This window comes from Bacillus sp. FCW2 (assembly GCF_021228595.1).
Lineage (GTDB): Bacteria > Bacillota > Bacilli > Bacillales > Bacillaceae > Bacillus > Bacillus velezensis.
Window position 1 is genome coordinate 248148 of the sequence record NZ_CP089436.1, and the last position, 13325, is coordinate 261472.

Here is a 13325-nt window from a genome sequence, read left to right on the forward strand (position 1 = left end):
AAAGACCCAAGGTATATGGGGAGGATGTCCCCATATACCTTTCTTACTGATTACGTATAAAATTGTAAAAAACATGGAGGTGTTCACCTTGCTGAAATATATCGGTAAACGATTCATTTACATGATCATCACATTGTTTGTGATTGTGACCGCCACATTCTTCTTAATGCAGGCAGCGCCGGGCGGACCATTTTCCGGCGAAAGAAAGCTGCCGCCTGAAATTGAGGCAAACTTAAACGAACACTATGGCCTGGACAAGCCTCTTTTCGTTCAATATGCCAGCTACTTAAAATCTGTGGCGATGTGGGACTTCGGACCTTCTTTTAAATATAAAGGCCAAAGTGTTAATGATTTAATCAATTCAGGCTTCCCCGTCTCATTCACTCTCGGTGCAGAAGCTATTCTCCTCGCTTTAGCGTTCGGTGTGCTTTTCGGGGTGCTTGCTGCCCTGTACCATAATAAATGGCAGGATTATACCATTGCGATTTTAACGATCTTTGGGATCTCAGTTCCGAGCTTTATATTGGCGACGATTTTGCAATATATTTTCTCAATTAAATTAGAACTGTTCCCGGTCGCAGGGTGGGAATCCTGGGCATACACCTTTCTGCCCTCTATTGCGCTCGCTTCCATGCCGATGGCGTTCATTGCCAGACTCTCCCGTTCAAGCATGATTGAAGTGTTAAACAGCGATTACATACGGACTGCAAAAGCTAAAGGACTTTCCCGTCCGTCAGTCACCGTGCGCCATGCGCTTCGAAACGCGCTTTTGCCGGTCGTGACATATATGGGGCCGATGGCGGCATCCATTTTAACGGGAAGTTTCATCATTGAATCCATTTTCGGAATTCCCGGTTTAGGCGCGCATTTTGTAAACAGCATTACAAACCGTGATTATACGGTCATTATGGGAGTTACCGTGTTCTTCAGCGTGCTCCTGCTTTTATGCGTATTAATTGTAGACGTGCTGTACGGATTAATCGATCCGAGAATCAAGCTTTCCAAAGCAAAGAAAGGAGCCTAGACCATGCAGAACATTCCTAAAAATATGTTTGAACCAGCTTCAGCTAATGCCGGCGATGCCGAAAAAATAAATAAAAAAAGCCTTTCCCTCTGGAAAGACGCCATGCTCCGCTTCCGCAGCAATAAGCTTGCGATGGTCGGGTTCGTACTGATCGTTCTTATTATTCTGATGGCGATTTTTGCGCCTGTCTTTTCAAGGTATGATTATGCGACTACCAATCTATTAAATGCGGATAAAGCGCCGTCGAAAGATCATTGGTTCGGCACGGATGACCTTGGAAGGGATATATTCGTCCGGACATGGGTGGGCGCGCGGATTTCCATCTTTATCGGTGTCGCAGCTGCCGTGCTTGATTTATTAATCGGCGTAATCTGGGGCAGCATTTCCGGATTCCGCGGCGGACGCACAGATGAAGTGATGATGCGCATCGCCGACATTCTGTGGGCTGTTCCTTCATTATTAATGGTTATTTTGCTGATGGTTGTCCTGCCGAAAGGATTGCTCACCATTATCGTCGCCATGACAATCACGGGCTGGATCAATATGGCGAGAATCGTCCGCGGACAGGTGCTGCAATTAAAGAATCAGGAGTATGTGCTTGCTTCACAGACACTCGGTGCCAAAACCGGCCGGCTTTTGTTTAAACATATCGTCCCGAACGCGATGGGCTCTATCCTCGTAACGATGACACTGACGGTTCCGACGGCGATTTTTACAGAAGCGTTTTTAAGTTATTTGGGCCTCGGCGTACCTGCGCCGCTTGCGAGCTGGGGAACGATGGCCTCAGACGGATTGCCTGCATTAACCTATTACCCTTGGCGTCTGTTCTTCCCTGCCGGCTTTATCTGCCTGGCGATGTTCGGCTTTAACGTTGTCGGCGACGGGTTAAGAGACGCGCTGGATCCTAAGTTACGCAAATAAGGAGTGATATGAGTGACACGTTTGCTAGAAGTAAAAGACTTAGCCATTTCATTTAAAACATACGGCGGAGAGGTACAGGCAATCCGCGGCGTGAATTTCCATTTGAATAAAGGAGAGACGCTTGCGATCGTGGGGGAGTCGGGTTCCGGAAAAAGTGTGACCTCCCAAGCGATTATGAAGCTGATCCCGATGCCGCCGGGCTACTTTAAAAGAGGACAGATTCTTTTTGACGGACGCGATATCGTGCCGATGTCTGAAAAAGAAATGCAGGCCATCAGAGGAAAGGACATCGGAATGATTTTCCAAGACCCGATGACCTCCCTGAACCCGACGATGAGAGTCGGCAAACAAATTACGGAAGTGCTTTTCAAACATGAAAAAATCTCAAGTGAAGCGGCGAAAAAGCGCGCCATAGAGCTGCTTGATCTCGTCGGGATTCCGATGCCCGAAAAACGGATCGGCCAATTCCCTCATGAATTTTCAGGCGGGATGAGACAGCGTGTCGTCATCGCGATGGCGCTTGCGGCAAATCCGAAACTGTTAATTGCCGATGAACCGACAACAGCGCTTGATGTGACGATTCAGGCACAGATCCTTGAGCTGATGAAAGATCTGCAAAAGAAAATTGATACGTCTATCATTTTTATCACGCATGATCTCGGCGTTGTCGCCAATGTCGCCGACCGGGTCGCCGTCATGTACGCGGGTCAGGTCGTCGAATCGGGCACGGTGGATGAAATCTTTTATGATCCGCGCCATCCGTATACGTGGGGACTGCTTGCCTCAATGCCCAGCCTGGACAGCACCGATCAGGAAAAACTGACGGCCATCCCGGGCACGCCGCCTGATCTGACGAATCCTCCGAAAGGGGATGCATTTGCGCTCCGCAGCTCATATGCGATGAAAATTGACTTTGAACAGGAACCGCCGATGTATAAAGTGTCTGATACGCATTTTGTGAAATCGTGGCTTCTGCATCCTGATGCGCCTAAGGTCGAGCCCCCTGAAGCGGTGAAGGCTAAAATCCGTCAGCTTCCGAATACGTATCAGCATCCTGTTTTAATGAAGGAAGGTGAAAAAAATGACTGAGAAACTTCTCGAAATCAAACATTTAAAACAGCATTTTTTCACGCAGAAAGGAACGGTAAAAGCCGTAGATGATTTGTCATTTGATATTTATAAAGGCGAAACGCTCGGCCTTGTCGGAGAATCGGGCTGCGGTAAATCAACGACGGGCCGCAGCATTATCCGGCTGTATGAGGCAACCGGCGGGGAAGTTCTCTTTAACGGGGAAAATGTCCACGGGAAAAAATCCCGCAAGAAGCTGCTGGAGTTTAACCGGAAAATGCAGATGATTTTCCAGGATCCGTACGCATCTTTAAATCCGAGAATGACAGTCGCCGACATTATTGCCGAGGGAATAGATATTCACCGCCTGGCAAAAACGAAAAAAGAGCGGATGCAGCGGGTTCACGAACTGCTGGAAACGGTCGGTTTAAATAAAGAGCACGCCAACCGCTACCCGCATGAATTTTCGGGCGGACAGCGCCAGCGTATCGGAATCGCCAGAGCGCTGGCGGTTGATCCGGAGTTTATTATCGCGGACGAACCGATTTCGGCGCTTGATGTCTCCATTCAGGCGCAAGTCGTCAATTTAATGAAAGAATTGCAGAAAGAAAAAGGGCTCACTTACCTGTTTATCGCCCATGATTTATCAATGGTCAAATACATCAGCGACCGCATCGGCGTCATGTATTTCGGAAAATTGGTGGAGCTTGCGCCGGCGGATGAGCTTTACGAAAACCCGCTTCATCCATATACGAAATCATTGCTGTCCGCTATCCCGCTCCCTGATCCGGACTATGAAAGAAATCGCATGCGAAAGAAATACGATCCGGCAGTTCATCAGCTCCAAGAAGGAGAAAAAATGGAATTCAGAGAAGTGAAACCGGGACATTTTGTCATGTGCACAGAAGCTGAATTTAAAACCTATCTATAAAAGTATCATCCTCCAAGACTCAGTCTTGGAGGATTTTTTTGCGCACATTCAAGTTTATTAAGCCTGCTCCCGTTTTTCTATAATGGAAAAAAAGGGGGAGATCAGTATGAAAACCATTTTGTGCGCCATTTGTGCGGGACTGTTTATCAGTGCAGCCGCTTATCCGGCCCACGCCGCTGTGAAAGAGGAGCAGCCGCTTGTAAAAATAGCGCTGGCTGAAAAAGAACTGCCGAAATCAAATGCACGGTTCGCTTATCCGTCAGGGCTGCATTTTACACATCCTGATAAGGTGCGGGGCATTTACGTCACAGGGCATTCAGCGGGAGGAAGCAAATTCGGGGAGCTGACAGACTTTGTGGACAAAACGGAGCTCAATACAATGGTGATTGATGTCAAGGACGACAACGGAAACCTCACCTTTAAGCCGGACGGCCATTCTGAGTATGCCAAAATCGCTAAGCCATACATCAAAGACCCAAAAAAGATGATGAAAAAGCTGGAGGAAAAAAAGATCTATCCGATCGCGCGTATTGTCGTATTTAAAGACAGCGAACTCGCGAATAAAAAGCCGGAGTGGTCCTTTAAAGAAAAAAACGGAAGTGTCTGGAAAAACGGCCGCGGCGAATCGTTCGTCAATCCGTTTATGAAAGAAGTATGGGATTACAATGTAAAGATTGCAAAACAAGCCGTAAAGATGGGGTTTCAAGAAATTCAGTTTGATTATGTCCGTTTTCCTGAAGGATTTGAAAAACGTGATGACGAACTGACATACGGACACGGCGATTACGGGAAAACAGCAGACAGCAATGTGCAAAAACGCGTTCACGCCGTCACCGATTTTGTCGGTTATGCGAAGAAAAAACTCAAGCCGTACGGCGCGGATGTGTCGGTTGATATTTTCGGCTATTCTGCCACGCTGCCGGAAGCGCCGGGGATCGGCCAGAATTTCAGCAAGATTTCAGAACAGGTCGATGTCATTTCATCCATGATTTATCCGAGCCATTGGACAAGCTATTTCGGCATTGATAAACCGGATCTTGAGCCTTACAATGTCGTCAAAGAATACGCGAAGGTGGAAAATAAAAAACTGTCTAAGCTGAAACACCCGCCTGTATCGCGTCCGTGGCTTCAGGACTTCACGGCATCATATCTCGGCAGCGGAAATTATCAAAAGTACGGAAAACGCCAGGTGGAAGACCAGGTTAAAGCGCTGCATGATGAAGGAATTGACGAATTTTTATTGTGGGACGCGGCAAACCGCTATACCAAAAACGTCGATTACACACCATTTTAAAAAAATTGAAACCATGTTAAAGGATCACACGTCTTAATAGATGTAAGATTGTTTAAACAATCGGAAATGGGGTATATCTAAAAGTGTGAAGACAACGAACCCATAAGGAGCAAATGAATGAACTGGTACGAAAAGCTGAGTGAATATTTTCCGATTGAAGAAATGAAATCAAAAGCGCATATGGAAGCTCTGTTAAAGGAGCAAAGCGATGTTTATCATAAAGAAGAGGGGCAGTACCACGTGCTGATGTATGCGGAATTTGACTCTTTCATCTTTATTGATTACCTGTTTGTGTCAAAGAAATCCAGAGGACAAGGCCTCGGAAGCAAGCTGATCGGCAGGCTGAAAAAGAAAAACAAGCCGATTCTGCTTGAGGTGGAGCCTGTTGACGAGGATGACACGGATACACAGAAACGCTTGCGTTTTTATCAAAGAGAGCATTTCAAGCACGCGCAGTCAATCGGGTATCGGCGCCGGTCATTGGCTACGAATGAAGTGAACAAAATGGAGATTCTGTACTGGTCACCTAAGACGGAATCAGAAGAAGAAATGTTTGAAGCGATGAAACAGACATATGAAAACATTCACACTTATAAAGATGAAAAATGGTACGGAGAATCATACGAAAAAACGGATGAAGTTCTCAAAGTCATTGATGAGAAAAAACGAAAAAACATTTTCGATCAGCTGAGCTAATTGAGAATGGGGAAAAATCCGCCAGCCGTAAATTTGCCGGATTGACACATTTTTTTCTCAGGAGACTGTTCACACTTACTTTTTTATAGTATAATACCTATAAAGATTCCTTTTTTAAAGTCATTTCAATTTGAGAATACAAACATGTTCATCCTACTAATTAGAGGAGTGAAGATTAATGGTTACATTATACACATCACCTAGCTGTACGTCATGCAGAAAAGCAAGAGCTTGGCTTGAAGAGCACGAGATTCCGTTTGTAGAGAGAAACATTTTCTCCGAGCCGTTATCAATTGATGAGATCAAGCAGATTCTGCGTATGACTGAAGACGGTACGGATGAAATTATCTCTACCCGTTCTAAAGTATTCCAGAAACTGAACGTAAATGTTGAATCTATGCCGCTTCAAGACTTATATACTTTGATCAATGAGCATCCGGGACTGCTCCGCCGTCCGATCATCATTGATGAAAAACGTCTGCAAGTCGGCTATAACGAAGATGAAATCAGACGATTCCTGCCAAGAAAAGTGCGTTCTTTCCAATTAAGAGAAGCACAGCGTCTTGCCAACTGATATAAGCTTACGATAAGCATGGAAAAAGCCCAAAACCATCGCGGTTTGGGCTTTTTGTTATTTTTCAGTCTGCTGGTAAATCATACTGGCGAGGATAACAAAAACGACGGTCAAAATCGGCAGCATCATTTGTATAATGCCGTGTTCTGCCATGAAAAATGACAGCTTGCTGTCTCCGGCAATCATTTCACCGCCGGTAAATGCGAGAAGACCGCTCCCGGCGTACATCAATAAAGGCATTTTGTCCATGGCGGCATGAACGAGCTTGCTGCCCCAAATGATAATCGGCACCGAGATGAAGAGGCCGATCACTACAAGTGTCAGCTCACCGTGAGAAGCGCCGGCTACTGCGATGACATTGTCAAGCGACATAAAGATATCAGCCAGAACGATTGTGCGGATGGCTTTCCAAAGAGAAGAACTGCTTTTCACATGCTGCGCATCTTTCTTCTCAATCAGAAGCTGATAGCCGAGATACAATAAAAATACCCCGCCTGCGCATTGTAAAAAAGGAACATTCAATAAATAGACCGCAGCGCTCGTCAGAACGATTCTCAAGACGACCGCGATAAACGTTCCGAAGATGATCGCTTGCTGTCTTTGTTTATGAGCCAGATTCCGGCTGGCCATCGCGATGACGACGGCATTGTCACCGCCGAGAATAAGGTCAATCCCGATAATAAGCAGAAGGGACAGCAGGTAATCGTGCGGCATGATAACACCTCGCTTATAGATCGATTGCTTGTACAGCTAATATATGAAGCAGTGTGCTATTTATGATGGGAACCGGGAGAAAGCCTGTTTTTCGGTGTGAAAATGCTTTTTTATTTCTTTTATAACTGTTTTATCATAAAATAGAAATATAAAGAATTTGCGCTGTCCTCTATAAGGTTAAGATGTGGACGGAATGGGTAAAGTGTAGTAAAGTACTATTCATCGGGAGCTTAGATGTCCCTTCAACATCTTATAAAGAAGGGAAGGTTGGCAAAATGGAAATAGAAAGAATTAATGAGCATACTGTAAAATTTTATATGTCTTATGGTGATATTGAAGATCGCGGTTTTGACAGAGAAGAAATCTGGTACAATCGCGAGCGCAGTGAAGAACTGTTCTGGGAAGTCATGGATGAAGTGCATGATGAAGAAGAATTCGCTGTCGAGGGTCCTCTTTGGATTCAGGTTCAGGCATTGGACAAAGGACTGGAAATAATCGTAACAAAAGCCCAGCTTTCCAAGGACGGACAAAAACTCGAACTGCCGATCCCGGAAGATAAAAAACAAGAGCCGGCAGATGAAAATCTCGATGCTTTACTTGATGATTTCCAGAAAGAAGAGCAGGCCGAGAGCCGGGAAGATAAGGAGCAAAAGCTTCAGTTCACTTTGCGGTTCGATGATTTTGAGGATCTCATCTCGCTATCAAAATTGAATCTTAACGGAATCAAAACGACCCTGTATTCGTTTGAAGACCGATATTATTTATATGCAGATTTTTATGAGCAAACTGATGAAGAGGTTGAAAATCAGCTAAGCATCCTGTTGGAGTACGCGCACGAATCATCAGTCAGCATTCACCGTCTTGAAGAATACGGCAAATTGGTGATCGCTGATCATGCGTTATATACAATAAAAAAACACTTTGCATCATAACAAACCGATTTCTCTCAGCAGAAATCGGTTTTTTTTGTTCTGAATGACACGATGAACGGCTGAAAACCGTATAACGGGCTCTCATCCGCAAACAGGATTATGCCTTCTTCCTGCTGAATACAACAAGATTCAGGAAAGGAGAAGATGCAACATGTTCAGTGCTGTGACTGCCGACGGACGGCTCATTCAGCTGGCCGGAAGCTATTCAAAGGAAAAAGCGGCGGAGCTGAGAAAGAAAAGCTGGTTCTGCCCTGTTTGCAAAAGTGAGCTTGATATCAAACTGGGACGGGAGAAACTGCCGCACTTCGCTCATAAAAAAAGCAGGCTGTGTCCGGGGGAATCCGAACCCGAAAGCGAATACCATCTGGAAGGAAAAAGGCAGCTTTTTCTCTGGCTAAAGACACAAGGGTGCAGTGTCAGCCTGGAACCGTATCTGACTTCCGCTGGACAGCGGCCTGACTTGACGGCAGTAAGCGGAGAAGAGAGGCTGGCTTTTGAATTTCAATGTGCGAACCTTTCGGCGGACTCTTTAAAGAGCCGGACGGCAGGCCTGAAAAATGCCGGTTACCGGCCGGTCTGGATCATCGGGGCAAAACGGTTAAAACGGCTGGCCGCGCAATTTTTCCGGCTTTCTGCTTTTCACTGGCAGTTCTTTGAAGTCCATTCATTTTCCTCCTTACTGTTTTACTGCCCCGACGCCCGCTCCTTTTACAGGCTGCATTCCATCACTCCGTTTTACACCGGCTATTCTTATGCCGGCTTAACCGCAATCCCTCTTCACAAAGCAAACCTGAAAGACATTTGTCATCCGGAAGGGCGGCACAGCGTCAGACTTCCCTCGTGGGGACGTGCCGTAGCCGGCTTCCGCAACAAAAGCGGGCGGTTTTTATCTGAAGATGCCGGTCTTATCCGGTGTCTTTTTTACGAAAGACATCAGGTTGCATTTCCATTTCTCCCCTCTGAAGTGTTTATTCCCGTTTCAGCGGGCTTTGTGTTTGCAAGTCCCGTTTTTGTGTGGCAGGGCCATTTATACTTGCGGCTTGCGGAACTTTCTAAAAAAGGCGCGCCGATCCGATTATCCGGCATGGTTCATGATTTACGGCAAAAAATCAGGGGTAAGGAGATCCGGATGAGGTATGGTTCACAAGACAGCCTTATCGGAATGGCGGTAAAACAATATGCTGATTTCTTATGCTTGCAGGATTTTTTAAGGGAAATTGAGAATGAAGTATATATGCCCTCATCTCAATGGAAGCGCCCTCAAACGGCAGAAGAGCTGCGCCGGCGGGATCTGCTCTTTTTTGGGGAATGAGAATGCTTCATTTCGTTCACCCTAACGTCAAGGTGGTGGCGAATGTGAGGGGCGTACAAGCATTTTGTTTTCGTTTTTTCACTGTATTATTGGTATGCTCGGTCTTATATGCCGCATATGATTTGACAAAAGGCAGTGAAAAGCCGGAAGATAATCACAACACAAGTTTTTGGAGAAACAATCGTTTTTTCAATTGGCTTGAAGTAAAGAAAACGAGGGGGATCACCATGACTAAGGAAAATAAAGCAGCACAGCTGCCTGACAGAAGTGAAGTAAAGGCAGAGCATACATGGAGACTAGAGGATATTTTTCCTAGTGATGAGGCCTGGAATAAAGAATTTCAAGCAGTTAAAGAATTAATCCCGAATTTATCTTCTTTTAAAGGCACACTTGCTCATTCGGCTGATAATTTATACGCGGCGCTTACGGCACAGGATGAAGTGACGAACCGCCTTGGGAAACTTTATGCATACGCGCATATGCGCTCAGACCAGGATACGGGAAATTCTTTCTACCAAGGGCTGAACGACAAAGCCGCAAGCCTGTATTCTCAGGCTGCAAGCGCGACTGCTTACATTGAACCGGAAATTCTGGCGATTCAGGAGGACAAGCTGCACCAGTTTATTCTCGAAAAAGAAGAGCTTAAGCTTTACTCCCATGCAATTGAAGAAATTACAAAACAGCGTCCGCACGTGCTGAGCGAACAAGAAGAGGCCCTGCTTGCGGAAGCCTCAGAAGCGCTGTCGTCGCCTTCCAATACATTCAGCGTTTTAAATAACGCCGATATTACATTTCCGTCGATTAAAGATGAAAACGGCAAGGAAACTCAAATCACACACGGCAACTTTATTAATTTCCTGGAAAGCAGCAATCGTGAAGTCCGCAAAAACGCATTTGAAGCCGTATATAAAACATACGGACAGTATAAAAACACGATGGCGACTACACTCAGCGGCACTGTGAAAAAAGATAATTTTTACGCCCGTGTGAAAAAATATAAATCAGCACGGGAAGCGGCTTTATCCAATAACAGCATCCCTGAAGAAGTTTACGATAACCTGATTAAAACGATAAATAAACATCTTCCGTTATTACACCGTTACATTGACCTGCGGAAAAAGGTGCTCGGCCTTGATGAAGTCCATATTTATGACCTGTACACACCGCTCGTAAAAGATTCGGGAATGAAGGTCACATATGAGGAAGCGAAAGATTATATGCTCAAAGGACTTGCTCCGCTGGGCGAGGAATACGCGTCTATTTTAAAAGAAGGACTTGAAAACCGCTGGGTCGATGTATACGAAAACAAAGGAAAACGCAGCGGTGCTTATTCGTCCGGTACATACGGCACGAATCCGTACATCTTGATGAACTGGCATGATAATGTCAATAATCTGTTTACGCTCGTTCACGAGTTCGGCCATTCCGTGCACAGCTACTATACGAGAAAATATCAGCCGTATCCATACGGTAACTACAGCATTTTTGTCGCTGAAGTCGCTTCAACGACCAATGAAGCGCTGCTCGGTGAATATATGCTGAACAGCTTAAAGGATGAAAAACAGCGTCTGTACCTGCTCAACCACATGCTTGAAGGATTCAGAGGCACAGTGTTCAGACAGACGATGTTCGCTGAATTTGAGCATCTGATTCATACGAAAGCGCAGGAAGGCGAGCCGCTGACGCCTGAACTGCTGAACGAACTTTATTATGATCTGAATAAAAAGTATTTCGGTGACAACATGGTGATTGATAAAGAAATCAGTCTGGAATGGTCAAGAATTCCGCATTTCTATTACAATTATTATGTGTATCAATATGCAACAGGCTACAGTGCGGCCCAAGCGCTGAGCAGCCAGATCTTAAAAGAAGGCAAGCCTGCGGTGGAGCGCTATACCGAATTCTTAAAAGCGGGAAGCTCGGAATATCCGATCGACATACTGAAAAAAGCGGGAGTCGATATGACATCGCCTGAACCGATCGAGGCGGCCTGCAAAATGTTTGAAGAGAAGCTGAACGAAATGGAAGAGCTTCTTTCGAAAGTGAACCCTTCGTAATTCAAAAAAGCCTGTGCATAAGTTGCGCAGGCTTTTTCTAAAACCCTTTAAACGTTTTTCTGTGATTCAGCCGGTACAAGGCAAACAATATGGACAGAAACAGCAGGGGAGATGTAATGTAAATCGGCAGCATGTGCATCATGGCCAGCAGATTTAAAAAGAAGAAAAACACAATCATTCCGATGATCAATACGGTGCGGAGCATTGATTTCCCTCCTTGTTTTTCATTGATATATTCTATGAAAACAAGCAGTCAGTTATGTTTTGTGACAAAAATATGAACATTAATCTTATGGCTTGTCAAAACTCGACAAGATTTGATATGATAAGGATGTGAAATTGATCACAAACAAACATTACCCCTTTGTTTGACCGTGAAAAATTTCTCCCATCCCCTTTGTTGTCGTTAAGACATATGAAACCGCGCTTATCCCGGCGCGGTTTCTTTATTTGCACAAAAAAAGCCGGCTCCGTAAGGAATCAGCTTTTTTTAATGATCACAACAGGTGACATCCTCCTGGGTGCCGGAAAGAGACTTCCAAAACAGACCGTGCTTTGCTTCCACTCTGGCGACCTTTTTGGCGAATGCCAGTTTTTTCATTTCTTTTTCAACTTCTTCTAGACTCAAATCATAAACGAGTGCGATTTCTTTCGATGCGACAAACTGGAAATATTCAATGAAACATTCCAAAGGCGGCGTTTCAGAAGGCTTCGGTTCATCCCCGAGCATTTCGAATAAGATCTCTTCGTATACGTCATAAGAATAGTTGCCGGGAACCTTCAGCCCTTCATCATCATGCAGGCTGTTAAAGAACGTCAATGTCGGGTTGACGGTGACGTCCATTTCCGCCGCGATTTTCATATCGCACTGAAGCGCTTTTACCGCGCTTTGCGAATGGAGATCGCGCTTGAATTCTTCAACATCCAATTTCGTCTTTTCGGCAATTTCTAAAAGAACGTCTTCATCTGTAATATTCTGCTTGGAAACAAACAGGCTTTCCTGCATGCTGCGGAGAAACAGAATGCCCGCTTTTCTTCCCTGCAGTTCAGCCGCTTTTAAAGCGAGTGCGGCAAGGTAGGGCGATGAAAGAGGCTGATCCTGCTCAAGCCAAAGGCTTCCGTCACAGGGCATACCGGAACGGTTCGCAATTTTTTCCCAAGCTTCGGCAAGAAGGTGTTTTTTCCGTTTTTGCTTATTCAACGATGTAATGCTCGCGGAAACAATGATCCGCAGCGTAAAAAAACGTCCGTATTTGATTTTTAATTTTTTTATGGCGGGCTCCAGCGACCAGCATTCAGGACATAAAGGGTCGACAAACATGTAAATTTCGAGCGGTTTTTTTGGATGTCCGTGGCAATGGGCGAAGTATTGCTCATGCTGATAATTCGTCAATATGATCGATCCTCCGCTTCTGACTGGTTTACCATATGCCTGGCCGTCAGTTCCAGACGCCCGTACAGAAATTCACGAATATCGCCCTCCAGCCCGACCTGATCCATCGCTTTGCTCATACAGCTTAGCCACGCATCAGCCCTCTCGTCCGTAATCGGAAAGGGGAGATGCCTTGCCCTGAGCATGGGATGTCCGTGCTCTTCAGTATAAAGAGGAGGTCCGCCCAAATACTGGGTTAAAAATTGCTTTTGTTTTCTGGCCGTTTCAGTCAAATCACTTGGAAATATCGGCTTCAGCAAGGGATGAGACGAGACACGCTCATAAAAAGTATCAACAAGTTGCGATAGAAGTTCCTCTCCAATCGCTTCATATGGTGCGTTAAACGATTGTCCCATGTTGACTACTCCTT

At 45.4% G+C, this 13325-nt stretch carries 14 protein-coding genes; 10 read left to right on the top strand and 4 right to left on the bottom strand.

From position 1 onward, the window contains the following. The first annotated feature begins 88 nt into the window (after window positions 1-88). The 7 genes from K3G25_RS01310 (at window position 89) to spx (ending at window position 6508) form a co-directional block, all read left to right on the top strand. A complete protein-coding gene (locus tag K3G25_RS01310) occupies window positions 89-1024 on the top strand; it encodes an ABC transporter permease (RefSeq protein ID WP_014417417.1) in 936 nt (311 codons plus the stop codon). A 3-nt stretch (window positions 1025-1027) separates the two neighbouring features. Next, the gene (oppC, locus tag K3G25_RS01315; RefSeq protein ID WP_007409113.1) at window positions 1028-1945 is read left to right on the top strand and encodes an oligopeptide ABC transporter permease OppC; all 918 of its coding nucleotides are present in this window, start codon (window positions 1028-1030) and stop codon (window positions 1943-1945) included. A 12-nt stretch (window positions 1946-1957) separates the two neighbouring features. Further along, window positions 1958-3034 (top strand): ABC transporter ATP-binding protein, encoded by a 1077-nt coding sequence (locus tag K3G25_RS01320; protein WP_003155039.1) that lies wholly within the window; start codon window positions 1958-1960, stop codon window positions 3032-3034. Further along, entirely contained in the window at window positions 3027-3944 is a 918-nt protein-coding gene (oppF, locus tag K3G25_RS01325; RefSeq protein WP_017417453.1) for an oligopeptide ABC transporter ATP-binding protein OppF, read from the top strand. Before K3G25_RS01320 ends, oppF begins: the two co-directional genes overlap by 8 nt. A 106-nt stretch (window positions 3945-4050) precedes the next feature. Continuing rightward, entirely contained in the window at window positions 4051-5238 is a 1188-nt protein-coding gene (locus K3G25_RS01330; RefSeq protein ID WP_095060844.1) for a putative glycoside hydrolase, read from the top strand. 117 nt (window positions 5239-5355) lie between these two features. Then, complete coding sequence (locus K3G25_RS01335; RefSeq protein ID WP_007409110.1) at window positions 5356-5934, top strand: GNAT family N-acetyltransferase; 579 nt, start codon at window positions 5356-5358, stop codon at window positions 5932-5934. A gap of 178 nt (window positions 5935-6112) precedes the next feature. Next, window positions 6113-6508 (top strand): transcriptional regulator Spx, encoded by a 396-nt coding sequence (gene spx, locus K3G25_RS01340; RefSeq protein WP_003155034.1) that lies wholly within the window; start codon window positions 6113-6115, stop codon window positions 6506-6508. A 57-nt stretch (window positions 6509-6565) separates the two neighbouring features. On the opposite strand, the gene K3G25_RS01345 is transcribed toward spx, so the two are convergent. Next, entirely contained in the window at window positions 6566-7222 is a 657-nt protein-coding gene (locus tag K3G25_RS01345) for a TerC family protein (protein WP_014417421.1), read from the bottom strand. A gap of 275 nt (window positions 7223-7497) precedes the next feature. Between K3G25_RS01345 and mecA the strand changes: the two genes are divergently transcribed. The 3 genes from mecA (at window position 7498) to pepF (ending at window position 11523) form a co-directional block, all read left to right on the top strand. After that, window positions 7498-8154 (top strand): adaptor protein MecA, encoded by a 657-nt coding sequence (gene mecA, locus K3G25_RS01350; protein WP_003155032.1) that lies wholly within the window; start codon window positions 7498-7500, stop codon window positions 8152-8154. A gap of 151 nt (window positions 8155-8305) precedes the next feature. After that, complete coding sequence (locus K3G25_RS01355; protein ID WP_232489537.1) at window positions 8306-9466, top strand: competence protein CoiA family protein; 1161 nt, start codon at window positions 8306-8308, stop codon at window positions 9464-9466. Between the two features lie 227 nt (window positions 9467-9693). After that, on the top strand, window positions 9694-11523 hold the full coding sequence (gene pepF / locus K3G25_RS01360) for an oligoendopeptidase F (RefSeq protein ID WP_094296111.1): 1830 nt from the start codon (window positions 9694-9696) through the stop codon (window positions 11521-11523). Between the two features lie 37 nt (window positions 11524-11560). Here pepF and K3G25_RS01365 read toward each other — a convergent pair whose 3' ends face one another. From K3G25_RS01365 to K3G25_RS01375, 3 genes are all read right to left on the bottom strand, one after another. Further along, window positions 11561-11728 (bottom strand): hypothetical protein, encoded by a 168-nt coding sequence (locus tag K3G25_RS01365; protein ID WP_003155026.1) that lies wholly within the window; start codon window positions 11726-11728, stop codon window positions 11561-11563. 285 nt (window positions 11729-12013) lie between these two features. Then, entirely contained in the window at window positions 12014-12916 is a 903-nt protein-coding gene (gene spxH / locus K3G25_RS01370) for a protease adaptor protein SpxH (protein WP_021494985.1), read from the bottom strand. Beyond that, window positions 12913-13311 (bottom strand): globin domain-containing protein, encoded by a 399-nt coding sequence (locus K3G25_RS01375; protein WP_003155023.1) that lies wholly within the window; start codon window positions 13309-13311, stop codon window positions 12913-12915. Before K3G25_RS01375 ends, spxH begins: the two co-directional genes overlap by 4 nt. Window positions 13312-13325: the final 14 nt, after the last annotated feature.